Source organism: Saccharibacter sp. 17.LH.SD (assembly GCF_009834805.1).
GTDB lineage: Bacteria > Pseudomonadota > Alphaproteobacteria > Acetobacterales > Acetobacteraceae > Saccharibacter.
The window spans coordinates 23,322-47,368 of record NZ_WVHO01000002.1 but is presented as its reverse complement, the minus strand read 5'-3'; the positions used below and the strand labels follow the sequence as shown (position 1 = coordinate 47,368).

At 49.7% G+C, this 24,047-nt stretch carries 20 protein-coding genes and 1 riboswitch; of the genes, 7 read left to right on the top strand and 13 right to left on the bottom strand.

Going from position 1 to position 24,047, the window contains the following annotated elements; all coding sequences use genetic code 11:
- Window positions 1-27: 27 nt before the first annotated feature.
- The 5 genes from GS501_RS00825 to GS501_RS00805 are packed head-to-tail and all read right to left on the bottom strand — an operon-like array spanning window position 28 to window position 4,412.
- Window positions 28-696, bottom strand: coding sequence for a glutathione S-transferase N-terminal domain-containing protein (locus tag GS501_RS00825; RefSeq protein WP_160830008.1), 669 nt, complete (start codon window positions 694-696; stop codon window positions 28-30).
- A 5-nt stretch (window positions 697-701) separates the two neighbouring features.
- Window positions 702-1,790, bottom strand: coding sequence for a tRNA 2-thiouridine(34) synthase MnmA (gene mnmA / locus GS501_RS00820; RefSeq protein WP_160830007.1), 1,089 nt, complete (start codon window positions 1,788-1,790; stop codon window positions 702-704).
- A 7-nt stretch (window positions 1,791-1,797) separates the two neighbouring features.
- Complete coding sequence (locus tag GS501_RS00815) at window positions 1,798-2,112, bottom strand: ferredoxin family 2Fe-2S iron-sulfur cluster binding protein (RefSeq protein ID WP_160830006.1); 315 nt, start codon at window positions 2,110-2,112, stop codon at window positions 1,798-1,800.
- Between the two features lie 42 nt (window positions 2,113-2,154).
- Window positions 2,155-3,294: a cysteine desulfurase family protein gene (locus GS501_RS00810; protein WP_160830005.1), complete on the bottom strand. Its 1,140-nt coding sequence runs from the start codon at window positions 3,292-3,294 to the stop codon at window positions 2,155-2,157.
- A gap of 11 nt (window positions 3,295-3,305) precedes the next feature.
- Window positions 3,306-4,412, bottom strand: coding sequence for a cysteine desulfurase family protein (locus GS501_RS00805; RefSeq protein WP_160830004.1), 1,107 nt, complete (start codon window positions 4,410-4,412; stop codon window positions 3,306-3,308).
- A 294-nt stretch (window positions 4,413-4,706) separates the two neighbouring features.
- Between GS501_RS00805 and GS501_RS00800 the strand changes: the two genes are divergently transcribed.
- Both GS501_RS00800 and tyrS read left to right on the top strand, forming a co-directional pair.
- Window positions 4,707-5,375, top strand: coding sequence for an alpha/beta hydrolase (locus GS501_RS00800; protein ID WP_160830003.1), 669 nt, complete (start codon window positions 4,707-4,709; stop codon window positions 5,373-5,375).
- Between the two features lie 28 nt (window positions 5,376-5,403).
- The gene (gene tyrS / locus GS501_RS00795) at window positions 5,404-6,657 is read left to right on the top strand and encodes a tyrosine--tRNA ligase (RefSeq protein WP_160830002.1); all 1,254 of its coding nucleotides are present in this window, start codon (window positions 5,404-5,406) and stop codon (window positions 6,655-6,657) included.
- A gap of 57 nt (window positions 6,658-6,714) precedes the next feature.
- On the opposite strand, the gene GS501_RS00790 is transcribed toward tyrS, so the two are convergent.
- Genes GS501_RS00790 through rpe form a run of 3 tightly spaced genes read right to left on the bottom strand, consistent with a single transcriptional unit; the run spans window position 6,715 to window position 10,093 of the window.
- On the bottom strand, window positions 6,715-7,824 hold the full coding sequence (locus GS501_RS00790; RefSeq protein ID WP_160830001.1) for a glycosyltransferase family 4 protein: 1,110 nt from the start codon (window positions 7,822-7,824) through the stop codon (window positions 6,715-6,717).
- Entirely contained in the window at window positions 7,821-9,434 is a 1,614-nt protein-coding gene (locus tag GS501_RS00785; RefSeq protein ID WP_160830000.1) for a heparinase II/III family protein, read from the bottom strand. Before GS501_RS00785 ends, GS501_RS00790 begins: the two co-directional genes overlap by 4 nt.
- Window positions 9,434-10,093, bottom strand: coding sequence for a ribulose-phosphate 3-epimerase (rpe, locus tag GS501_RS00780; protein ID WP_160829999.1), 660 nt, complete (start codon window positions 10,091-10,093; stop codon window positions 9,434-9,436). Before rpe ends, GS501_RS00785 begins: the two co-directional genes overlap by 1 nt.
- Window positions 10,094-10,244: 151 nt before the next feature.
- Window positions 10,245-10,353: riboswitch (TPP riboswitch) on the top strand.
- Window positions 10,354-10,443: 90 nt separating this feature from the next.
- On the opposite strand from rpe, the gene GS501_RS00775 reads away from it, so the two are divergent.
- From GS501_RS00775 to pnuC, 3 genes are read left to right on the top strand one after another with little or no spacing between them, the layout of a single operon-like run.
- Entirely contained in the window at window positions 10,444-12,786 is a 2,343-nt protein-coding gene (locus GS501_RS00775) for a TonB-dependent receptor (RefSeq protein ID WP_160829998.1), read from the top strand.
- Between the two features lie 2 nt (window positions 12,787-12,788).
- Window positions 12,789-13,898, top strand: a complete 1,110-nt coding sequence (locus GS501_RS00770; protein ID WP_160829997.1) for a phosphotransferase enzyme family protein — start codon at window positions 12,789-12,791, stop codon at window positions 13,896-13,898.
- A complete protein-coding gene (pnuC, locus tag GS501_RS00765; protein ID WP_160829996.1) occupies window positions 13,891-14,469 on the top strand; it encodes a nicotinamide riboside transporter PnuC in 579 nt (192 codons plus the stop codon). Before GS501_RS00770 ends, pnuC begins: the two co-directional genes overlap by 8 nt.
- 14 nt (window positions 14,470-14,483) lie before the next feature.
- Here the strand turns inward: pnuC and GS501_RS00760 are convergent, their stop codons facing one another.
- The 4 genes from GS501_RS00760 to GS501_RS00745 are packed head-to-tail and all read right to left on the bottom strand — an operon-like array spanning window position 14,484 to window position 20,654.
- The gene (locus GS501_RS00760) at window positions 14,484-14,828 is read right to left on the bottom strand and encodes a hypothetical protein (protein ID WP_160829995.1); all 345 of its coding nucleotides are present in this window, start codon (window positions 14,826-14,828) and stop codon (window positions 14,484-14,486) included.
- Window positions 14,829-14,841: 13 nt separating this feature from the next.
- Window positions 14,842-16,317, bottom strand: a complete 1,476-nt coding sequence (locus tag GS501_RS00755) for an efflux transporter outer membrane subunit (protein WP_160829994.1) — start codon at window positions 16,315-16,317, stop codon at window positions 14,842-14,844.
- A 2-nt stretch (window positions 16,318-16,319) separates the two neighbouring features.
- Entirely contained in the window at window positions 16,320-19,487 is a 3,168-nt protein-coding gene (locus tag GS501_RS00750; RefSeq protein WP_160829993.1) for an efflux RND transporter permease subunit, read from the bottom strand.
- A gap of 9 nt (window positions 19,488-19,496) precedes the next feature.
- Window positions 19,497-20,654, bottom strand: coding sequence for an efflux RND transporter periplasmic adaptor subunit (locus tag GS501_RS00745; RefSeq protein WP_237442352.1), 1,158 nt, complete (start codon window positions 20,652-20,654; stop codon window positions 19,497-19,499).
- Window positions 20,655-20,832: 178 nt separating this feature from the next.
- Here GS501_RS00745 and GS501_RS00740 point away from each other — a divergent pair, with 178 nt between their 5' ends.
- Together GS501_RS00740 and GS501_RS00735 are read left to right on the top strand one after the other, a co-directional pair.
- Window positions 20,833-21,537 (top strand): TetR/AcrR family transcriptional regulator, encoded by a 705-nt coding sequence (locus tag GS501_RS00740; RefSeq protein ID WP_160829991.1) that lies wholly within the window; start codon window positions 20,833-20,835, stop codon window positions 21,535-21,537.
- A gap of 221 nt (window positions 21,538-21,758) precedes the next feature.
- Window positions 21,759-23,198, top strand: a complete 1,440-nt coding sequence (locus GS501_RS00735; protein WP_160829990.1) for an amino acid permease — start codon at window positions 21,759-21,761, stop codon at window positions 23,196-23,198.
- A 121-nt stretch (window positions 23,199-23,319) separates the two neighbouring features.
- On the opposite strand, the gene phoU is transcribed toward GS501_RS00735, so the two are convergent.
- Complete coding sequence (gene phoU / locus GS501_RS00730; protein WP_160829989.1) at window positions 23,320-24,042, bottom strand: phosphate signaling complex protein PhoU; 723 nt, start codon at window positions 24,040-24,042, stop codon at window positions 23,320-23,322.
- Window positions 24,043-24,047 lie beyond the last annotated feature (5 nt).

Sequence of the window (24,047 nt, the reverse complement as noted above, 5' to 3'; positions counted from 1 at the left end):
AACCGTTTTAAAACGGAAAAAAGCCCATCACGTATAGCCAAGACGCCAGGCAGCTGGTTCTTTATAACTCAACTCCTGCCACAGTCTCATCAAAGCATGGTCTCGCCATCTCTGACACCAAGCCACTACTTCAGGGGGAAGAAAAGGCTCCAACCCATATTGTGCGATACGCAAAGCAATTGGCGCATACATACAATCAGCCACGCCTGGGGCTTCACCAAACAAAAAGGACGTTACCTTACCTTGACGGGTAAGTGCCTTTTCTAACGTAAAGCCAAGCAAAGAGAGATCGTTATTCAACGCTTCCTCATTTTCAGAAGAAAGCCCTTGAAGAGGCTGAAGTTGACGCTCCATGTCCATTGGACAGAGTTGCCGTAATGCACGGAACCCTGCATGCATCTGCGCGCTCACACTCCATGCATGCGCACGCGACACGCGATCTTGCGGCCAAAGTGCCGGTTCAATCTCTGCACAATAGGCACAAATAGCCAGGCTTTCCCAGATTTGTGCACGGTCATGCTCAAGATAAGGCACTAAACGATTGGGAGACCGCTGATGAATTTCTACCGTTTGGCCATTCCCCTTGAGGGGAATAACCTCTTCTGATACGTCCAGGCCGGCTAAACGCACAGCCAACCATCCCCTTAAAGACCAAGAAGAATAGCGACGTGACCCTAGAAGCAACAGACCGGCCATGAAACTCAGCGTCCCTCCGCAAGAATGAACCCTCCTCCCAGCACACGCGTCCCGTCATACAACACGCACGCTTGGCCCGGCGCAGCAAGAGCCGGGGCATCCAAATGGACTTCAGCATGTCGTGTCCCCTCACGGGGGATGACGCGGGCGATTCGCAAGGATTCGCGTGCCCGGAGTTGCACTCCACAGACCACGCCTTCGGGGGGGGCGTCAATTAGCCAATTCATATCACGTAGAACTATTTTGCAGGGCTTACCTTCTGAGGTAAGCTTATGGCGCGGGCCAACGACAATTTTCCGCTGTGCCGCATCAATACGTACCACGACCTGACGCTCACCGGTTGCTGTATGAATATCGCCTAAACGACGACTTTGACCAACAGTATAACGCGCTACACCCTCATGTCGTCCCAGCACAACGCCTTGCTCATCCACAATATCGCCAGGTCCTTCAATCTCCGGCCTCATCGCTTCAACAAGCTTGGCATAAGAACCATTCGTAACGAAGCAAATATCCTGGCTGTCTCGCTTTGCTGCCACATCGAGACCAAATTCTTCTGCCAGAACACGTACATGCTCCTTAGTGGGCATCTCCCCTAGAGGGAAACGTAGATAATCCAGCTGCTCTCTTGTGGTTGCAAAAAGAAACCATGTCTGATCCCGCTCCTGATCTACAGGACGGTGCATCTCCACACCCTGAGAACCTTCAACACGCCTGACATAATGGCCTGTTGCCATGGCCTCACACCCAAGCTCACGCGCTAGCCCCAACAAATCCGTGAATTTAACACCCTGATTACACGCAACACAGGGCACCGGCGTCTCACCACGTGCGTAAGAATCAGCAAAGCTTTCAATCACACTGTCACGAAAACGGCTTTCTGCATCAATAACATAATGGGGAAAGCCCATCCGATCCGCTACCGACCGAGCATCCATGATGTCCCGCCCAGCGCAACACGCCCCTGGTCGCGCTGGACCGTTCTGCTCATAGAGTTGAAGCGTTGCTCCAATGACCTCATGGCCTTGTCGTTTCAACAAAGCGGCAACAACAGAACTATCAACACCACCCGACATAGCCACGAGGATACGCATAATCGTCTCAGTTTCCTTTAGGAAGGTAAACAACCAAACCGTCTAACTCTTCCGTCATCACAATTTGACAACCCAAACGTGACGTTTGCTCGAGCCCGAAAGCCAGATCCAGCATATCTTCTTCGTCTTCCGTGGCCTCTTTCAATCTATCCGCCCATGCAGGATCAACCACCACGTGACACGTTGCACAGGCTAGAGAACCTTCACAGGCTCCTTCCAGATCAATGTCGTGCTCGTGAGCAATCTCTAACACCGACAAACCAATTTTAGCATCAACTTCACGGCGCGTACCATCACGTTCAACAAAAATCATCCGAGCCATCGTAACACACACTCTCTTTCAACTGTTTATTTACCCATTCGACTATGTTGCTTGACCGTCCAACACAGCGCGGAATTGCATCACAGCATCGTCGATATCGTTCCCCGAGGTAAAACGTCCGACCGACAGGCGCAAGCTTCGCTGTGCTTCTGCCTCGGAAAGCCCCATCGATTCAAGCACATAAGAAGGCACGCCCGAAGCTGCTGTACAGGCCGAACCCGTCGAACAAGCAATATCAGGCAACGCTGCCATCACATCACGTGCGATAAAACCCTTAGGCAAACGTAAATTCACAACGCCTGGTAAACGCGGAGCAGCGCCGCCATTCACCACACATTCTGGATACCCATCGCACAGTTTCTGAACCAATTGATCACGCAACAGAGAAAGGCGTGACGATTCTTCCGATTGCTTCATGTGAGCCAGTTGCGCAGCATAACCAAAACCAACGATCAACGGCACAGGCAGCGTTCCCGATCTTAATCCCCTCTCTTGTCCTCCGCCAGAAAAAAGCGGTTGTAAGCGAACACGCGGACGATGCCGCACATAAAGAGCACCAACACCTTTAGGGCCATAGATTTTATGAGACGACAGGGACGCTAAATCCACCAAGGACAAATCAAAAGGAATCTTCCCAGCAACTTGCGCCATATCCACATGAAGTAAAGAGCCCGCTTCTTTCACGAGCGGTGCCAGAGATGGCATGTCATGGAGCACACCCGTTTCATTATTCGCCGCCATAATACTGACAAGCAATGGAGGGTCACGCAGCGCCTCTGCCAACACAAAAGGAGAGAGACGCCCATCTCCCTCTACAGGCAGAATAACCGGCTCAAACCCTTCACCTTCCAAATCCTTTACTGCTTCCAAGACACATTTATGTTCCGTCGCAACAGTAATAACCCGCCGACGTGAATCGCCATGTTGTCTCAGAAAACGCGCAGCTCCCTTAATGGCCATATTATTGGCTTCAGTCGCCCCAGACGTGAAAATAATCTCTCTCTCATGCACCCCTAGAAGAGAAGCGACACTCTGCCGGGCTTCCTCTACGGCTGCTTGGGCTTTTCTGCCCGCCGCATGGAGACTTCCCGCATTACCGAAATCCTGCGCAAACCACGGAAGCATGGTCTCCACAACGACAGGATCACAAGGCGTTGTCGCCAAATAATCAAGATAGATCATGACATGGCGCCTTACTTTTTTAACCTCTTAGCCATCCGTTGATACGCTTCAGCAAAAGCCACAACCTCTTCCTCCGTTACATTCCACGGCAAAGAAATCCGAAGCGCCTGTCCTGCTTGCTCCCTAAAACCCATTGCTTGAAGAACATGAGAGGCAGAAACTTTACCGGAAGAACACGCTGAACCAGACGACACACAAAACCCTTCCAGATCCAGCATCATCAACTGTGTTTGAGATGAAACGCCTGGCAAAATAAGATTAAGCGTATTTGGGAGGCGTGTAACATTAGCTGCTACAATTTCAGCCTCAACGTCCTGGGCTCGTTGCTGCACGTCATCCCGCCATTGAGCAATTTTATCCCAATCTTGGGTTTGACTGGCCTCCAATGCTGCAGCCATCCCCATAATTGCAGGCAATGCAGGTGTCCCACCACGACGACCACGCTCTTGGCCGCCTCCTGGTAGAAGCGGAGAGAGTGGCGCATCATCTGGGAGTAATAAAGCCCCTGCCCCCTTGGGCCCACCCAATTTGTGGCCCGAAAGCGCGATACTCGCTCCTGCCATAGCCTCCTGAGAAAGACATAGACGCCCAGCGCTCTGTACTGCATCAATATGCAGCAAAGCCCCCTTCTCGCGACATATGGCAGCCACATCCTCAAGCGGCGCACAAACGCCCGTTTCATTATTCGCTGCCATGATACACACAAGTGCAGACGGAACCTGATCCAACATCGTACGTAACACGTCTAGCTTGACAATGCCTTGTTCATCGACAGGCACAATGCCCGCTTCGGGCGCTGCTTTACGGACAGCATCATGCTCCGTTGCCCCAATCAGCACCTGCCTTCCGATAGAGTGACCCAACGCATGAATAGCTAATGTGTCTGCCTCTGTACCGCCCGACGTAAACACACAACATTCAGCTGATCGATCGGCAAAACGAGCCACACATTTACGTGCATCCTCCAGCAACGCTCTGGCAGCCCGACCAACAGCATGCACAGAAGATGGATTTCCCCCCTGCTCCAACGCAGCCATCGTCGCCTCACGTGCTTCGGGACGCAGGGGCTCCGTCGCATTCGCATCCAGATAAATTGCAGATGAAAAACTCTTTGCCATGCACCAACCTCAGTCTTGCTCTGCCCTCTTCTCCAGAGAAAGGGCCACCCTGAGCCCATTTCTTCCATAAGATCGCGAAAGGAAATTACGGAAAACCATAAAGAAAGAGTCGATTTTGGTAGAAATGAGCCTACGGAAGTCGATATACAACGCCTTTGTACATCCTGGAGGGCATTTTCTCCCTCCTCTACGCTGATTCTGACGGTTTGACTGCCAGAATGATTTTAGTCAGTTCCATGTCCTCCTACTGTCCAATTAGATGGCAGTAAGGACACACTATAAAACGAGAGACGCATGCCTGAAGTGATGTTTGCTGGCCCTGACGGGCGCCTTGAGGGTCATTATCACCATTCTGAAAACCCCAATGCCCCGCTTGCTCTGGTTCTTCACCCTCACCCACTCCACGGGGGCACCATGAACAACCGCATCACCTACACGATGTATCGCCGCTTCCAGGAGATGGGTTTTTCTGTCATGCGCTATAATTCACGTGGCGTTGGGCGTTCTCAGGGGCGCTATGATGGCGGAATTGGTGAAATTTCCGATGCAGCCGCAGCACTAGACTGGATGCAAATGGTCAATCCTAATTCATCTGAACTCTGGATTGCTGGATATTCCTTCGGAGCTTTTGTTGGGATGCAACTCCTGATGCGGCGCCCAGAAATTCGCGGTTGGATCAGCATCGCTCCTCCAGCCAATGATTATGACTTTGGTTTTCTTGCCCCTTGTCCATGCAGCGGACTAATGATCGCTGGCGGTAAAGACACGATGGCCCCAGAGAGTGGCATTCGTAAGCTCGTTGATAAACTCAATACCCAAAAAAATGTGACGGTTGATTACCGTATTATTGAACAGGCAGATCATATTTTCTCACAACACGCGATACAAATTGCCGACGCTCTTGAAGACCATGTCCTCACCCGTCAAAGCTTCTTTACTGCTCCTGCTGAAGCTGCTGGTTAATTAATACCCAACGAAAGATATATTCCCCATGTCCAACAGCCCCACGCTGAAAAGCCCCTTCCTACAGGAAGCACAGGCTCGTGGCATGATCTTTCAATGCACCGACCTTGAGGGACTTGATGAGGTTATGCTGGCAGGGCCTATCACAGCCTATGTCGGCTTTGATCCTACGGCTGATTCCCTGCATGTCGGCAATGCATTGGCAATCATGACGCTACGTCTGCTCCAAAAGCATGGGCATACCCCCATTGCTCTTCTAGGGGGAGGCACGGCGAAGATTGGTGATCCATCTTTCCGAGATGAAGCACGCTCCCTCATGTCGGCAGACACGATTGCCCATAATCTTGCTGGAATTGAAGGGTCATTACGCCAATTCCTAAATTTTGATGACGGGAAATGCCTTCTCGCCAACAATGCTGAATGGCTTGATCGCCTTTCTTACATCTCACTTTTGCAAGATGTAGGGGTTCAATTTTCCATTAGTCGTATGCTCTCTTTTGAAAGTGTCAAACAGCGACTGGAACGTGAGCAAGGTCTTACTTTCCTAGAGTTTAATTACTCTATCTTACAGTCCTACGATTTCCGAGAACTCTATCGCCGTCATGGGGCTATCTTACAGCTTGGTGGGTCAGACCAATGGGGCAATATCGTTTCTGGAATTGATCTAGGGCGCCGTACTGACTCAGCCCGCCTCTTCGGCCTAACAACACCGCTTGTTACCACAGCTTCCGGTGCCAAAATGGGTAAGTCTGCCGGTGGAGCAACATGGGTTAATGCTCAAAAACTCCCTGTTTTTGATTATTGGCAATTTTGGCGCAATACAGAAGATGCTGATGTGGGCCGCTTTCTAAAGCTCTTCACAGATCTCCCTGTTGATGAGTGCGAACGTCTAGGGGCTCTTGAAGGAGCAGCTATTAACGACGCCAAAAAAATACTCGCTACAGAAGCCACAGCTATTTGTCATGGTCGTGCTGCCGCGGAAGAAGCTGCAGAAGCAGCCCGCACTGTTTTCGAGCAAGGAGCTGGCGTCGCCGCATTACCAGAGAAAATGCTTTCAGCCGAACTCTTTACCCAAGGAATTCCAGCCTTCAAACTCTTCACAGAGGCAGGTCTCGCTGGCAGTGGTGGGGAGGCAAGGCGCCTTATTCGTGGTGGTGGCGCACGTTTGAATGACACTGTGATTCATGACGAAAATCACCTCGTCACGCAAAATGACCTTCATGACGGAACGCTGAAGCTTTCATCGGGGAAGAAAAAACACATTCTTGTTCGTCTTAGCTAAAGAAAAGAAGAAGGGAGAAGGGGAAATTCCCATCCCCCTCCTTTCTTGTCAGAGACATTATCGTGTTAATATCTTCACCAGCCGAGCCATGACACTCTCTTCGCTATAGAGCTGACATGCACGCTCTCTCCCAGCTCGCCCCATTTTTTGTGCGTCATCAGGGTGATCCACACACCACCGTAGAGCTCGTGCCAAAGGAGCACTTAGCCCTGGCGTCACAAGCAGTCCCGTTTCGCCTTCTACAACTTGTTCTCGTACACCGCGAATATTGGTCGCAACAACAGGCAAGCCACACAACATGGCCTCAATAATTACCATGGGGAGTCCCTCAAAGTGGCTAGGCAATATGAAAACATCCGCAGCAGCCATTAACAGAGCCACATCGTCCCGCGTTCCAAGAAGCCGAAGACGATCGCCTAAATCCCTGCGCGCTTGCTGGAAAAGAGGCGTTAAATCCTCCCCATGATCACTGTCCAAACGGCTCCCCACAATCCATAATTCCGCCTCTGGAAGAGCTGTCATAGCATGCAGTAATTCGGGATAACCCTTATGGCGCACCAGACGAGAAACAATCAAAATAACGGGTTTATGGTTATCAAGACCAAAAGCCTGACGCACTTGCTGTCGAGCTTCTGGATTGGGTTTAAAAAGAGATAGATCCCGCCCATTCCCAATCGCTATTGGATGCGCATGGAGCCCCAAACGCCGCGCGGCAACAGCCTCCTCTTGCGACACGGTTAAATAGATATCCGTTACCTGTCCCGCACACCATTCCATCACCCATCCTAAGGCACGCCGCCATAACGGCCCAGGTTGATGAAATAAAAAGCCGTGCCCTGTGTAAACAATGCACGATGTACCACAGCCCCACGCGACGAGACGAGCTAAAACACCACTAATGGGCATATGAGCATGCACCATATCTGGCTTTTCTTGTCGAAATAAACGCCATAAAGCAACGGCAGCCCGCAACTGAGCAATAGGCGAGAGAGAGCGCTCCATCGGCACTGTATGAACGACAAACCCTTCCTCACGAACGTAATGAAGCTCTGGTCCATCAGCACACACGCCCTGAACGTCATGCCCTGCATCACGCAACGCACGCATCACCGGCAAAACAAAATGCCTCAGAGCAAAATCAACATTCGTGACCTCGAGAATTTTCAATCTGGCACTCTCTCTAATAACCATGTCACTTTTTGACGTCGTTTCGTAACCCCCTCATCATCGGCTTCAATGTCACGCCCACCACGCGACGACACAGCAATTTGATACGTCTTTTCTGGCTTACCACGGCCTACATACAAATCTTCTTCCACAGACATGACGCCACCAACTTGCCGAAAACGCCATATTTCCCCTGCAACATATAAAATCACATCGTCATCTTCCTGAACGACACGAACATCCGGATGAATATGAAAACGTATAACAAAACGAACGTCACGCTCACCTTCTACGATGTCAGACCCTCGCAAATCCTCGCCATTTTGCCCAAGATAAAGCTGCCTCGACCACACAGTCCCTAGGGCTGGGTAATAACCATCATGGGAAAGATCGAGCCAATGGGCTTCTTCTGTACTTTTATGCACACATTCTACATGCGCTGGGCGGCGCGTTATATGGCCATCCGCTCCAAAATCTGACGATGATATCTCGTCAGCAACCAACACATTATGTGCAGCACTACTTCTCAAACCTTGTTGCCATGTCTGCTCAGAACACGCACCACAATTTACAAAAATTCTATTCTGTTGATTGGAAAATTCAAACGATAATGTCCCTGCGTGAGCTGCACGATCAAACCCACGTGCTGGGGGCTGAGTAGCATCCACAAACAGCATCGATTTACCCAGAGCCAGCCGAACAAAACCCCCTTTGGGCAATGACGTAGCAATCACACGATATCGTTCTGCACGATCCAAAAGCGCTTGAATATCTTCGGCACTACGTTCATTCGAGCCATTAAAGACAGCAAATTTACCATCGCCATGACATAATGCACGTAACACGGGGCACGTTTTTGCCAACATAACAGGCAATAAAGGCGGCGGCTCCAGCTGTAGGGCGCTAAACATTGCCATCATGCATGACAATTCCTGCACACATTGAAACTGCGCCTCAGGACTTCTGTCTGCCACCATCCCGTCTTCTAAAATCAAACGCTCCATTTCGGCGGGAAAGTAACGCTGATACCTTAAGAAAAAACCTTGCTGTTCTGGAACGGCCATAAAAGCCGCTAACAGGCCTCGCAACGCCGCCAAGCCTCTCCACCCTTGAGGAGACAAAGGGAGTAACGCCGCAAGGATACGCCCTTCATGCCGGATGACCTCCATAACCCGACGCTGGGTCTCCTCCGTAGCTGTCATCAAGCAGAATTCGTAATGTCCCAGCCAGCTTGCCAGTCGCATCCCCATCACCGGCCCTTCCTGAGCAATCGAATCATTGGGAGCATTCTCTGCCCATGCTGAAATTAAAGTACGCGCGGCTAGACGCGCTTCATGACTGCCAAGTGCGTGTAAATCCCGTAACCAAACGAAACTATAAAGCCAACGCTTCACCTCTGGAGGCCAGTTACCCTGCCAACCTCCCCGGTAAGGGAGGAAATAATCATGCCAACCAATACGAAAGCGACCACCGACCAATCTCATTCCTTGGTCGATGTCCCCCTGTCCTGAATCACGATATAAAAAAACAGGATAAAATGAAGTCTTACGCCGCATCGGCAATGACGCCGCCATGACTTTTAGGCGACGCCAGCAATTGCGAAATACCATCAGATCACAGAAGCTACCGATGCTTGCTCAAGCGCCGCTATCGCCGCCGAGCGATCTTGCTTACCAAAAATAGAAGACCCCGCTACGAGCATTGTAGCACCAGCCTCTGTAACGCGCGGCGTTGTCGCTGCATCAATCCCGCCATCAACACCCAACACGATATCACGACCTGATTGACGAATCATTCCGGCGAGCGTTCGAATCTTAGGGAGCTGACTCTCAAGGAATTTCTGTCCACCAAATCCTGGATTAACCGTCATCACCAGAATAATATCAACGAGATCCATCACCTGAGAGAGCGCTTCTGGCGGCGTCGCCGGACAAATAGCGACCCCTGCTTTACACCCTAATGAATGAATCGTCTGCAATGTGCGATGAAGATGAGGATTCCCTTCCACATGCACCGTTATATGATCCGCACCCGCTTTCGCGAACGCTTCCAAAAAAGGATCAACAGGCTCTATCATCAAATGCACGTCAAACTTGGCTTTACTGTGCGGACGTAATGCTTTGATAACCGGCATCCCGAAGGAAACATTCGGCACAAAATGCCCATCCATAACATCCAAATGCAGCCAAGGAGCTGATGCAACTTCGCTCACTTCCTGTCGTAAATTGGAAAAATCAGAAGCCAAAATACTGGGCGCGACGATCGGCATGCAGCCTCCATTTCAGAGTAAAAACACTCTATACCAACAGATATCGGCTCTTCCCCTGTGTCTTGCAAGACACAGAAATACCAATACGTTTCACGAGCCTATCAAAATACCGTCCCTTAATAGACAATCAAGAACGTATTCGATAGAAATATTTCACTCCGAGGGGCGTCCTACATCATGTAGGGCTGAGACGGCTATGCCCGAACCCTTTGAACCTGATCCGGTTCACACCGGCGAAGGGACAGGAATGCTACCCAATATCTGTGCTTCCTATCATGGATATTTCTACCCTGGACTGACGCTCTTTGCCGGATCTTCCCCATCGTAACTGAGGAGAAGATTCTTCTACAATGCGTGCCTCTTTGACCCTCTCAACCACATTATGCTTAGTCGTTTTTTATCATTCGGCCTGGGCCAAAGAAAACCATCACCACCAAACCCACCACTCTTCTCTCCCGCCCACTTCTGGTGGTGAGCATATTATCGCTCATACTTCTCACAACCTTCCTGATGGTGGCGGTCTTATTCGCCCTCAACATGGGACCCAAGCTCGCAGCACGATTGAGCGCGCTTATATGGATACCCAACCCCCAGGAGCCAGTGCGTTCCAGCTGATCAACATGGTGCCCGGCGCAAACGTCGCAACATCTGACCCTTTTGGAATCTCTCCGCAAACTAATTTGACCGTCCGTGGCCTCAATGGTGATGCCATTGGCTACGTCCTTGAAGGCATGCCGCTTAATGATGTCGCTTATTATGGCGGCTACCCTAACCAGTTCGCTGACACAGAGAATTACAGTGAAGTCAGTCTTCAACAAGGCTCCGCTGATCTTAATAGTCCTGTCCTCAATGCTGCCGGCGGACTAATGTCACTTCACTTTCTAGACCCCTCCCTTAAACCTGGTGGAAATGCTTCCTTTTCTTACGGCTCTCATAACGCACGACGTGGTTTTGTCCGCCTTGAAACAGGAGAAATCGGCCGTAGTGGTGTCCGAGCTTTTGCCTCCTACTCCAACACCCATGCTGACAATTGGCGTGGTGCCGGTAATGACAACCGAGATCATATAGATTTCAAAATTCTCAAAGAATGGGGGCATGATAATCATGTGAGCCTCTTAGGCTCATGGAACCGCGCCATCACCAGCTATTATCCTCATACATCTTTAGATGACTGGCACAGACTCGGCATTCACAACAATTTTGCCAAGCATTATGACGCCAACGATAGTGCTGGTGGCAGTGATTATTGGAAATTATGGCGCGACCCTGAGGAGACCCTCTATGTCGGCGCTCCCATGCATTTTACCCTCAGCCAACATGTCTCCCTTGATATCACGCCCTATGGGCAAAGCGCTTATGGCAATGCCCCTTCGGGAACCAGCCTGTCCACCACAGGAAACTACCTCGGCACGCAACCCATTACCGGCACGTTAAATCTCCCAGACGCTCAAGATGGTACGGCGACTGTTCGAAACGACTATACTCAACGTAGCTACCGATCCGGCGTCAATATGGCGCTTCATGCTCATTATCGATGGAATGATTTCGTCCTCGGTTACTGGTATGATTATTCCGATGATAACGAACAATCTCCCTATACCGCTGTGGATAGTAACGGCTATTCACAAAACATTTGGGGAGATAAAAAACGCGACCGTATTTTGTTAAATGACGGAAGCCCCCTGCTCGCGGCGAGCTTTCACACAATGGCACAAGTGAATGCTATCTTCATTGGTGACCACATGTCTTTTCTTAAAGACCGCCTGGCCATTGATGTCGGCTTTAAAGAAGTCATGCTCTCACGTTGGGGCACTAATAACCTGCCTGGCCCCCAATATCGAGTTACCAACAACAGCTCAGAGCCCCTACCTCGCTTAGGCCTTCGCTGGAATATCACCCAGAAAGATCAACTGTTCCTCAACGCAACAACAAACTTTCGTGCTCCTGCTGTCACTGCTTATTATGACACCTACTCTCTCACCTCATCTGCATTGGCTGGAACAGGCACGGGACATATCAAAAATGAGTATTCTATCGCTGAAGAATTTGGTTATCGCCGCACAGGAGAATGGATCACCGGCAGCATAACATTCTTCAACTATAACTTTACCCATCGCCAAGTGACGACACAAAATAATGCCGGTACCGTCTCTTACACTATCAATGCTGGGGGGCAGACATCACGCGGCGTTGATATCGAACTAGGAACACGCCCTTGGCATCATATCAGTCCTTATGCCTCTTTTGAGTATCTACACGCCACGATTGATAACGATCTTCCCTCCAACGGAGATTATCTCCCCACAAAAGGGAAAAAAGCCATCCGCAGCCCCTCTGTTCAAATGGCTGTAGGCCTTCATTACGATGACGGCCATTTCTTTAGTATGTTCACCGCCCATTACACGGGGCGACAATATGCGACCTTCATGAATGACGAGCGCATGCCTTCCTTTATCACGGCCGATTTAAGCGTGGGCTACCGCTTTAATAATATTAGTAAGCTTCATCACCCCACAATGAGGTTGAATTTCCTCAATATTACAAATCAACACTATCTTTCTGGTGTGAGTTCCACTCAATTTAGTGCGCACGATACCCGAGGTCGACACGGCACCCTCATTGCTGGCCAAAGCCCTAATTATTACATTGGCGGAGGATTCGCTGTACTTTTCACCGCCTCAACTGGATTTTAATCATGACGTGTGCTCTTGGCATAACAGATCAAGCACAAGAGCGAAGCTGGCCACCTCTCGACCCTGATGACATACGCGCTGTTCTTTCCCACTTTGGCTTTCAAGCCGCCGCTTTGCCACTCTCATGGAGCAGTACGCGCCCTTTTTCATCCGCGGGACAAGTCGAACTCGCAAATGGAGACCATCTTTTTTTAAAGCGTCATGACCAACGCCTTCGTTCATCTCATGATCTTCAAAAAGAACATTCTTTTATCAACTGGTTAGCCGATAAGAATTTTCCCGTTTTACAGCCTAAGCGCACTGCAAGCGGTTCCAGTATCGTCACCTATAATGGTGGCATTTTCGAACTTTTCCCGATAGCGAACGGGACTGATACCTACCGCAACACAGAGTCTTGGTCCCCATACCACAACATGCAACATGCAGAAGCGTCGGGAACATTTCTGGCTCATCTCCATACTGCCAGCCAAGGTTACGATGCGCCTCCAAGAACACACTGCCTTCTTACATCAAGCCTCCAGCCATTGCTCTCAGACCACTTAGAGAACAGCCTCACACACTGGATCAAAACACAAGAAGGCTTGTCTTCACTGCTCCCTTCTTCATGGCGAGATGATTTACTCCCTTTAATGACTCCTTTTCATAAGAAACTCATCGCACTGCGTCCTCATATAACCCCTCTTTGGGGGCACGGAGATTGGCATGGATCTAATTTCACATGGAATGGAAATCACCTTTCATCCATCTTTGATTTCGGAATGAGCAACGCAACAAGCGCTGAGTTTGACGTCGCCGTCGCCATTGAACGTAGTTTCATTGGATGGGTTGACCCATCCAATGATGTGCCTGTTGCATCCGAACAATTAGAAGCCTTCCTAAAAGGCTACCATCATCACGCGGGCCAACATCCCGCACGCTTAGACCTTATTGCGTGTCTTCTTCCACTTTGTCATCTCACATTTGCTTTGTCTGAAGTCGCCTATTACGGCCATCTACTCCATCAGCAAGACAATATGGACATAGCCTATCACGGCTATCTCCTCGGCCATGCCCGCTGGTTCCACACAGCTAAAGGGCGCTCACTCCTCAATAAGATAACATCTTATGCCTGATTTGATTGAAACCTTTTCCGCACTTATTAGTGCCTATGGCGTGTTCCTCACGGCCCGGCGCTCCTTGCTCGGCTGGCCTATCTCTCTCATCGCAACTCTTCTCTATGGATGGATTTTCTATCGCGCTCATCTCTACGCAGATACAATACTCCAAGTCATCTTTGGTATTGGTATCCTCTACGGATGGGTCCTCTGGCACGCGGAAAGTCAACGTAAGGCAAGCACCAGCGATTTTGTAAAAAATCTTCCCCCGCGCCCCCTCTACTGGCCAGCGGCCGCTATTGGTGCCCTTTCCACTCTCTTCCTCACCATAGGATGGAGCTTGATCCTAAAATATTGGAGTGACGACCCTATCCCACTCATGGATGCGGCGCTCAGCAGTGCAAGCCTTTTAGCACAATTTTGGACCGCTCGACGCTATCGCGCTAGCTGGTTGCTTTGGAGCGCCATCGATCTCATTTACACAGGCCTTTTCATCACCAGAGGACTATACCCAACTGCCGCACTCTATGCTGGTTTTATTGGGATAGCACTCTATGGCTACACAGCGTGGCGTCCACGCCCTCACTAATTTCCTGTCGTAACTTACTGTTGATTCAAACGATCAATTTCATCCTGCGTCAAATGCTGAACCCTTACGGCTTTGCCCGTACGGTCGTAATAGACGATGGCCGTACCCCGACGCTCACCATACCCATCAGGCCGTCCATCCGGCGTTTGGAAAAGCAGTCGCCCATGCTCGGGCTCTGTGACCATCTTGTCCCCACGTGGAACGAAATGAAACATACTAAAATCAGCGGCTGTATGCGGCAAAGATGACGACCGATAAACCTGATGCATGGTCAGTTTATTCGGCTCGTCATCTGCCCATACGCCGCCGGCGTTGACTAGACCAATCCCCACCAACAACGCCAATATATAACGACGCATGAGCCTTTATCCTTTACTTACCTTGCACAGGCACCCCAGCAAGCGATGATGTCTCCGACTTCGTTTTTCGCATCCAACCACCACCCAACGCTCGATATAGGGTCACCATATTCTGGAACTGCGTAGCCTGAACTGCAATTTGCGACTGCTGTGCCGCATAAAGCTGACGCTCCTGCTCCAACGTTGTTAAGTAACTATCAATGCCAGCACGAAAACGCATCCTAGCCAAATCGTAAGCCTGCTGTGATTTTACCACATACCGCCCCAAAGAGGCCGCTTGATCACGATAAGTTTCACGTGCTGTCAATGCATCTGCCACTTCTCGGAACGCGGATTGAACTGCTTTTTGATACTGCGCAGCACCCTGAGCCGCTCTCGCTTTATTAGCGCGCAGATTCCCCTGATTCTGGCCCCAGGTTAACAGTGGAATACTAATGCTTGGTGAAATGCTCCATGCCTCTGCCATGCTTGTAAAAAGCTTGCGAAACATCAGAGAGCTTGTCCCCTCAGAGGCCGTCAATGTTATACGCGGCAAGAAGGCAGCCCGTGCAGCACCAATGGAAGCATTAGCGCCTTCTAAAACGTGTTCAGCGGCTTGAATGTCAGGACGTTGCGTCACTAGCTCGAAGGGAAGACCAGCTGGCAAATCGACTACCATCGTCTGCTTTCCCATCGGCGCAGGAGGGGGAAGATCCGCTGGGAAAGGAACCCCAACCAAAAGCTGCAAAGCATGCTCATCATCCGCAACAGCCCGTGTCTGGCTCGCAATATCAGCTCTTGCCTGCTCAACCTGAGACTCAATTTGAGCCAACGTCAACGCATCAACTTGACCATGATCATAGGCAAGCTTCGTCAGCTCCCATGTCTTCTGACGTGACGCATGCGTTCGCTCGGCAAGAGATAATAATTCCCGATCTCCCAACCACCGAATATACGTCTCTGCCACTTGCGAAATTGTTGTAATCCATAAATTTCGCAAATTCTCAGCCGCACTAAGTGTTTGCTCCTGTTGGGCACGGCTCAAATTTCGAATGCGCCCCCATAGATCAATCTCATACGATGAGAAACCAATTGACGTTTGGTAAAAACGCAACGTGCTGATATTGCGACCTGAACCAGGGGCAAAGGAGAAACCACCCGCTTCAGACGGGGAAACATACATCGCTGCCCCTCCAGCCGAAATCGTCGGGAAAAGCGCTGCATTTTGGATCTGATACAATCCCCGCTGCTCGACCACAGACGCCATTTGTGCTGCGAGATCACGGTTATTCAACAAACTCAACTCAATGAGTTTTTTCAAACGAGGATCTGTAAAGAAATCTTCCCATCCCAGATCCGCGACCTGACGCCCTGCTGGCATAGCCTGGCTATGCGTATCCGCTGGGTAAACCGGCGAAATTTTTGGATCAGGTCGATGATATTCTGGAGCTAAATTGCATGACGATAAAAGCAATGCAGAAAGCCCAAAGCCAATAGCAGAACGACGCATTCTTAATGTTCTCCCTCGGCTTGTAGCTTCTTCAAAAGCTCTTCTTCTTGAGCATGACGCTCTGTCAAACGCTGAACACGGAAAAGACGCAAGATCACAACGAAGAAAACCGGGACAAAATACACCGTTAAAATCGTTGCAGAGAACATCCCCCCGACTACGCACGTACCAATGGCAACACGCGCGGCTGACCCTGCCCCCGTTGCGATAGCCAGTGGAATAACACCACACACAAACGCAATAGACGTCATCAAAATCGGACGCAAACGCTCACGAGCGGCCTTCAGCACAGACTCATCAAGCGTGTCTCCTGCCTCATAAAACGCCTTGGCAAACTCAACAATCAAAATAGCGTTTTTCACAGACAAACCCACAGTCGTGAGCAACCCAACTTGAAAGTAAATGTCGTTGCTCAACCCGCGACCGAGTGTCGCTGTAATGGCCCCCAAAATACCCAAAGGCAGAACCAATATAACAGACAGCGGTACAGCCCAGCTCTCATACAAAGCGGCCAAACACAGCAAAATAACGATAGCAGACATAGCGTAAAGCGGCCCGGTAGAAGAACCTGACGCAAGCTGCTCGTAAGAAATAGCCGTCCACTCATGCCCAATCCCGCTCGGAAGATTTTCTGCCATGAGCTTTTCCATCTCCTGAATTGCTTTGCCGGAGCTTACCCCCACAGCAGGCTGACCCTGGATCTCAAAAGAGTTTTGACCATTATAGTTTTCTACCTTTTGAGGACCGACCTCCCAATGTCCTGATGCAAAGGCATTGAACGGCACAAGACCACCAGAGCTATTACGCACATACCAACGATTCAAATCCTCAGGCACCATCCGCCCAAAGCTTTCCCCTTGAATATAAACCTGTTTAACACGGTCACTCCGAGTAAACTGGTTCACATAGATAGACCCAAAGGCCCCTTGAATTGTCGTATTGATATCCTCGTTCGTGACGCCCTGAGCATTGGCTTTTTCACGATCAATATCCAGAATATATTGAGGCGCATCTTCAAGCCCCATTGGACGCACAGCAACCAATAGTGGATCCTTAGCTGCGGCCGCTAAGAGTTTATTCCTGGCGGCCAGCAAAGCGCGATGCCCCAAATGCGCACTATCTTCTAGCTCTAAGTCAAACCCTGTTCCGTTACCCAATTCCATCACGGGCGGCGGGTTCACAGCAAAGATTTGCGCTCCTGGCTCGCCAGCAAAATGCTTCATAATTTCACCGGCAATGGTCATCGCCGAATGCTGGCTCCCTTTACGCTCTTCCCATGGGGATAGGCGAATAAAGAAAGCACCCGCACTCTGCCCTTGACCGGCAAAACTAAAGCCGTTTGCACTAAAGACTGATATGACATCCTTCTTATATGTGTTCAGAATATACGTTGCGACCTTTCTGTTGACCGCCGCCGTCTGCTCCTGGGTTGCCCCTGCTGGCATACTAATCTGGCCAAAAATAAGCCCCTGATCCTCATCAGGAAGGAAGCCTCCTGGAACACGCATAAAGAGGACAACTGTCACCACAGTGATGATAAGAAACACAACCATGGCCAAGCGACGGAACTTCAAGAGATGCCCTACCCCGCCAACATAACGATTTGTCAGAGCATCAAACCAACGATTGAACCAGCGCGCAGGCTTAAAAGTCACCTCATGGTGACCTGGCTTTAACATGGTCGCACAGAGTGCAGGCGTCATGACCATAGCCACCACGACAGACAGCCACATCGCCGCGACAATGGTAATGGAAAACTGGCGATAAATAACGCCCGTCGAACCACCAAAAGCCGCCATTGGCAAGAAAACAGCCGTCAAAACCAAAACGATACCGACAAGAGCGCCTGTGATTTCATCCATTGACTCTCGAGCCGCTTGCTTCGGAGTGAGATTTTTCTCCGACATGACACGCTCAACGTTCTCGACAACAACGATCGCATCATCCACCAGCAAACCAACAGCGAGCACCATCGCTAACATCGTCAATGTGTTGATGCTGTAACCCAAGGCCGTCAGAATACCGAATGTTCCCAACAACACGACAGGAACCGCGATCGTCGGAATAAGTGTTGCTCTGAAATTTTGCAGGAATACCAACATCACGATAAAAACAAGGATGATGGCAATCACCAATGTTTCAACAACTTCGCTAATCGAATGCGTAATGAATGGTTCTGTATCAAGCGGATAAACCACTTTTAGCCCAGGCGGGAAAAAGCGCTCTAATTGTGCAATTTCCTTACGAACAGCCGCCTCTGTTGTCATCTGGTTAGCACCAGGTGCTAGCTTTAACGCCATGGCAGCAGCAGGCTTATTATTATAAAAAGAGTTCAGGCTGTAATTCTGAGCACCAAGTTCAATATGCCCAATATCACGCATACGAACCTGGCTGCCATCCTGCTGAACTTTCAGCAACATATTGGCAAACTGGTCCGGTGAGTTCAAACGTACCGGACCAATAATATTTGCATCAAACCCAATATTTTTCTTTGCTGGCAAACCGCCAAGCTCACCCGATGCAACCTGAATATTTTGAGCCTGAACAGCTTTCTGAACATCAGCGACTGTTAAACCATATTGGTACAGCTTCCCTGGATCCATCCAAATACGCAAAGCATATTCTGATCCAAAGATCGTATGATCCCCCACCCCAGAAATACGTGAAAGCGGATCCGACACGTTGGATGACACATAGTCAGCCACATCCTGACCACTCATGCTTCCATCAGTCGAAATAAAACCCAGCACCATCATAAAGTTACGTGCTGCTTTAGTCACACTAATACCTTGAGCCGTAACTTCAGGAGGGAGGCGTGGCTCGGCCAACTGGAGTTTATTCTGCACCTGAACCTGAGCAATATCGGGATTCGTCCCCTGCTCAAAGCTCAAATCAATCTCCATATGGCCGCTACCATAGGATTGCGCAGACAAATATTCGAGATGATCTAAACCGGTCATCTGCTGCAAAATCGGGCGCACCACCGTATTGTTAACCGTATCACCTGATGCCCCTGGGTCATCAACTGAAATGGCTACTTGAGGCGCAGCAATACTCGGGTACTGTGCGATCGGCATTCTGGTGATAGACAACGTCCCCACCAGCATAATAATTAACCCGATCACCCAAGCAAATACGGGACGATCAATAAAGAAACGTGACAGTGACATGATATTTACTTACCTCGCCTCGTCCGTCACATTCGTCACATCATGAGGATCTACCTTTGCGCCCGGCGGTGCCTTTTGCACCCCACTCACGATGACACGATCGCCATCTTTCAACCCGGATGTCACGAGCCATGATGACCCCACAGAACGCCCAACCGTGATCATCTGCATATGAACTTTCTTTTGGTCATCAACCGTCAAAACGTAAGCATCCCCTTTGGGGGTGCGTTGCAATGCTTTTTGCGACACAAGCAATGCTCGAGGGTCACTTCCCTCTCGCACGTGAGCATGCACAAACATTCCAGGCAGAAGAAGACGCTCTGCATTTGGCATAACAGCTCGCATGACGAGCGTACCCGTCGACGGATCAACGGTTACCTCAGAGAGCTCTAAACGACCATTCTGTCCGTATGAAGTGCCATCTGGAAGTTCAATGGACACAACAGCATCATTTCCAGTGCGTTCCAGCCGCCCTTGGGCCATTTCTCTACGTAAACGCAGCATATCTTCTGCGGCTAAGTTAACATCAACATAAATAGGATCGAGACGGGTCACCACAGCAATCGGCTGTGCTTGATTCGCCGTTACCAGTGTTCCTTCAGTATAGAGGGTTCGACCAATCCGCCCATCAATCGGCGCTCTTACATGCGTATAGTTTAGATTAACGGCAGCCGATTCTAAGGCCGCTTTCGCCTGTATCACTTGTGCTTCTGCTTGGCGTGTTGTCGCCACCATATTATCGTAATCTTGTTGGCTAACAGCACGAGGACCTACAAGCCCGCGATAACGCTTTAATTGCAGCTCCGCACGCGTAGCGCTCGCCTGAGCCTCCATCAAGCGCCCTTTTGCTTGATCATAAGCTGCTTGGAAAGGAGCAATATAAATCTGATAGAGTTGCTGTCCTGCCTTAACCTCTCCACCTTGTTCAAAGTTACGCGACACGATCACGCCACTCACCTGAGGGCGAATCATTGCTTGCTCATAGGCATCTACACGCCCTGGCAATGATGTTTCCATCGTGACGCTTTGTGGGTGGATTGTCTGAACATCAACTCGCTGCGGCGGTGGCGGCGCGGACGGTGCCTGTTTCTGGCAACCTCCCAATACTGCTACACCCCCTAGCAGAGCGACCTTCCCGTAACGCACCAACTCGGAAGGGCAAAACATCAACCATGATCGTGAGACAAAAACAGACATGAGGAGGGCAGAAGCTCCCTATTAAGGGGTAAATAGGAATAGGCAGAACTAGGCAGAGATATGAAAATACCTCTCTTCTAGGGGGTGGAAACTAATCGGTTTCCACGCTAACAGTCAACACGGTTCCACTTCTGTTATGAGGTTCATTGTGTCTTTGTCACCTAAACGCGACACAACAACTAATAATAACGAACAAACAGGCCCGACATCACACGCGGCGCCCCAGAACCATGACGAAAAACGCCGGAGCCATATCCTAGATACAACATGCGCACTTATCCAACGCTACGGCTATCATCGCACAACGATGGACGATATTGCACGTTGCGCAGGTATGTCAAAAAAGACTCTTTACCTGGTATTCCCATCAAAAGAATCCCTTGTGGAGCAATTGCTATTAGACCACCTTTTTAGCCCATTGCATATTACACCTAATCCATCAATCTGTTCTGATTTAGATTCGCAACTTCTGGGATTTATAACACAATTATCCCAACAAATGATGAATGAGAAATTTCTCGGGTTAATACGAACTGTTATCGGTGAGACAACCCGCTCTCCCCTCATTGCACAACTTATGAGCAAACTGTTTCATCTTTCTGGACAAAATTTCAGCATCAACCAATGGCTGCTAATCCAAAAACAAGCTGGGCGATTAGCTTTTGATGATATTGACGAAGCAGCCGACCATCTCTTTGGTTTGACCATCGGCGTTCCCTTCCTCACGTGCCTCGCCCACTGCGCCCCGCCGCCTTCCCATAATGACGTGCAGTTTCAGCGTACATTGCAAAGGGGAATTCAGATTTTTCTTAATGAATATCGCGTGATCACTCCACCATCATCTCACCATTAATCCTTCGGGACGATAAATGGTGCAAACACCGCAATAATAATTACCAGAAGATTAAAATAATTAGCATCACCCTCCACCACGTGAGGAAAGCAACATTGGCAAAAAGATGTTCTTCATCTATGTTCGTCATACGCTAGACACATAGCAGACAAGCTTAGAGCGGAGACATCTCCTATTCCTACAGCTTTTGTTCGTAGTTTCTCCTCCTTCAGGATTACTTTATGACCACACCTCCCGACGATCAGGAAAACCTCCTCGAACGCGCTGTCAGCGACGACCGTAATAGCTCTGTCAGTGAAGAAGGTTATCAACAGGGCTTAAGTCAGCGTCATCTTCAGATGATCGCTGTAGGTGGCGCAATTGGGACAGGACTCTTCCTAGGAGCAGGGTCACGCCTTCAAATTGCTGGCCCTTCCCTTGCCATCAGCTACATGATTTGTGGTCTTTGCGCCTTTATGATTCTGCGCGCCATGGGCGAACTCGTCATGTACCGCCCCAGCAGTGGCAGCTTTGTTACCTATGCTCGTGAGTTTTTAGGTGAAGGGGCCGCCTATGCGGCTGGTTGGTTTTTCTTTCTCAACTGGGCCATGACAGGCATTGTCGATATTACGGCCATTGCTCTTTACATGCACTATTGGCCTGTCTTTGGAGGGATACCTCAGTGGATTATTGCTCTCGGGGCACTGGTCGTCGTTGGTGCCGTCAACCTAACGGGTGTCCGCTATTTTGGGGAAATCGAATTCTGGTTTTCCCTCGTTAAAGTCGTCACCCTCTCTATCTTCTTAGCTGTTGGTGCTTTTGTCCTCATCTCAGGACATCACGTAGGAGGTTATACACCGGGTTTCCATCTCATTACCCAATCTGATGGATTTTTCCCGCATGGAATCGTCGCCTCACTTATGTTGATCCAAGGTGTCATCTTTGCTTATGCCGCAACCGAGTTAATCGGTGTAGCTGCAGGAGAATGCAGCAATCCCAGAGAAGTTGTACCCCGTGCTGTTAACAGCATTATATGGCGTATTATCCTGTTCTATGTCGGTTCCATCGTTCTTCTCGTCTGCGTCCTTCCTTGGTCAGCCTATCATGCTGGGGAAAGCCCTTTCGTAACATTCTTTAGGAACCTCGGTGTCCCAGGGGCTGATAACATCATGAATTTCGTGGTGATGACAGCCGCCCTTTCCAGCTTAAACTCCGGTCTTTATTCAACCGGGCGTATCTTGAGAGCGTTATCATTAGGCGGGTCAGCTCCAAAGGCTATGAGCAAATTAAATCGCCAGGCCGTTCCTTACGTTGGCATTGGTACCACGTTATTCATCTATTTAGTTGGTGTGCTGTTAAACTATTTCTACCCAACACAAGTCTTTGAAATCGTTCTGAGCATATCTTCCTTGGGCATCCTTGGAACATGGGCCTGCATTGTTTTATGCCAATTGAAACTGCATAAAGCCATTCGCCAAGGGAAGATCCCACCAACAGGTTTTCCTATGCCAGGAGCTCCCTATACAGGATGGATCACGATTGGCTTCTTGTTTCTGGTCCTTGTCATGATGGCGTTTGACTATCCGTCTGGCACGATCTCAGTGGCAAGTATCCCATTTTTGGCCATCATTTTTTTCTTAGGATGGGCTATCTTGAAAAAAACAAACGCAAAGACCCCGTAAGTTATTCTTATTCTTCTAGTTATAAAAAAGCCCCTGCAATCAGGGGCTTTTTTATAACTAACATCTCAATACGTGAGCTCTATATCACTCGCCTATTACAAGAAGTTACATCTTCCTTATTCTAACTCTTTTTCACATCCTTAGCGACAGATTTGCGTGCTCCACCACGTGGCCTCAATGCTGGTAAGTTATCACCCGTCGCTGCATAAAAGACGCGCTCAGCAATATTGGTTGTATGATCCCCAATACGTTCCAAATTTTTCGCAATGAATAAAAGCTCCGTACAAGAACGGATATTCCGCGGATCTTCCATCATATATGTCACAAGCTCGCGGAACAGCGTCAAATAATGCTCATCGACACCTTGATCAGCATGCCACACTTCCGTTGCTTGACTGGGGTCATGAGCAATCATGGCGGAAACAGTCCGCTGTAAATTTTCCCGCACCAATCGGCCCATACTGCGCAAACCAGAAAGAGAAATCTTCTCTCCCTCATCAACAACTTTCATCGCCCGTCGCGCGATAGAAGCCGCGTAATCGCCAATACGCTCCAAATCTCCCGTAATCTTGAGAGCGGCAACAATCTCTCTCAGATCGGGTCCCATAGGGCTCCGTAAGGCCAATAGTCGAATAACAAGTCCCTCGACTTCTCGTTCTAACTCGTCAACCTCAGGATCGCGCCGAGCCGCCTCATCCGCCGCTGCTTCGTCATGTTCTGCAATAGCATCCAACGCCAAACCAACTTGGCTTTCCACAATCCTACCCATCTGCGCCATCATGGTGCGCAGTAGGTCTAATTCCTGCTCATAGCTTTTCACGATATGAGAACGATCAAGAGACATGGCGC

What these genes read in the sequence shown, in the direction of transcription:
- tyrS (WP_160830002.1), top strand. Translation starts at nt 5,404, where the DNA reads ATGTCCAACAGCCCCACGCTGAAAAGCCCCTTCCTACAGGAAGCACAG.
- GS501_RS00770 (WP_160829997.1), top strand. Translation starts at nt 12,789, where the DNA reads ATGACGTGTGCTCTTGGCATAACAGATCAAGCACAAGAGCGAAGCTGG.
- GS501_RS00760 (WP_160829995.1), bottom strand. Translation starts at nt 14,828, where the DNA reads ATGCGTCGTTATATATTGGCGTTGTTGGTGGGGATTGGTCTAGTCAAC.
- GS501_RS00800 (WP_160830003.1), top strand. Translation starts at nt 4,707, where the DNA reads ATGCCTGAAGTGATGTTTGCTGGCCCTGACGGGCGCCTTGAGGGTCAT.
- GS501_RS00805 (WP_160830004.1), bottom strand. Translation starts at nt 4,412, where the DNA reads ATGGCAAAGAGTTTTTCATCTGCAATTTATCTGGATGCGAATGCGACG.
- GS501_RS00750 (WP_160829993.1), bottom strand. Translation starts at nt 19,487, where the DNA reads ATGTCACTGTCACGTTTCTTTATTGATCGTCCCGTATTTGCTTGGGTG.
- mnmA (WP_160830007.1), bottom strand. Translation starts at nt 1,790, where the DNA reads ATGCGTATCCTCGTGGCTATGTCGGGTGGTGTTGATAGTTCTGTTGTT.
- rpe (WP_160829999.1), bottom strand. Translation starts at nt 10,093, where the DNA reads ATGCCGATCGTCGCGCCCAGTATTTTGGCTTCTGATTTTTCCAATTTA.
- GS501_RS00785 (WP_160830000.1), bottom strand. Translation starts at nt 9,434, where the DNA reads ATGGTATTTCGCAATTGCTGGCGTCGCCTAAAAGTCATGGCGGCGTCA.
- GS501_RS00810 (WP_160830005.1), bottom strand. Translation starts at nt 3,294, where the DNA reads ATGATCTATCTTGATTATTTGGCGACAACGCCTTGTGATCCTGTCGTT.
- GS501_RS00825 (WP_160830008.1), bottom strand. Translation starts at nt 696, where the DNA reads ATGGCCGGTCTGTTGCTTCTAGGGTCACGTCGCTATTCTTCTTGGTCT.
- phoU (WP_160829989.1), bottom strand. Translation starts at nt 24,042, where the DNA reads ATGTCTCTTGATCGTTCTCATATCGTGAAAAGCTATGAGCAGGAATTA.
- GS501_RS00755 (WP_160829994.1), bottom strand. Translation starts at nt 16,317, where the DNA reads ATGCGTCGTTCTGCTATTGGCTTTGGGCTTTCTGCATTGCTTTTATCG.
- pnuC (WP_160829996.1), top strand. Translation starts at nt 13,891, where the DNA reads ATGCCTGATTTGATTGAAACCTTTTCCGCACTTATTAGTGCCTATGGC.
- GS501_RS00735 (WP_160829990.1), top strand. Translation starts at nt 21,759, where the DNA reads ATGACCACACCTCCCGACGATCAGGAAAACCTCCTCGAACGCGCTGTC.
- GS501_RS00775 (WP_160829998.1), top strand. Translation starts at nt 10,444, where the DNA reads ATGCGTGCCTCTTTGACCCTCTCAACCACATTATGCTTAGTCGTTTTT.
- GS501_RS00815 (WP_160830006.1), bottom strand. Translation starts at nt 2,112, where the DNA reads ATGGCTCGGATGATTTTTGTTGAACGTGATGGTACGCGCCGTGAAGTT.
- GS501_RS00745 (WP_237442352.1), bottom strand. Translation starts at nt 20,654, where the DNA reads ATGTTTTGCCCTTCCGAGTTGGTGCGTTACGGGAAGGTCGCTCTGCTA.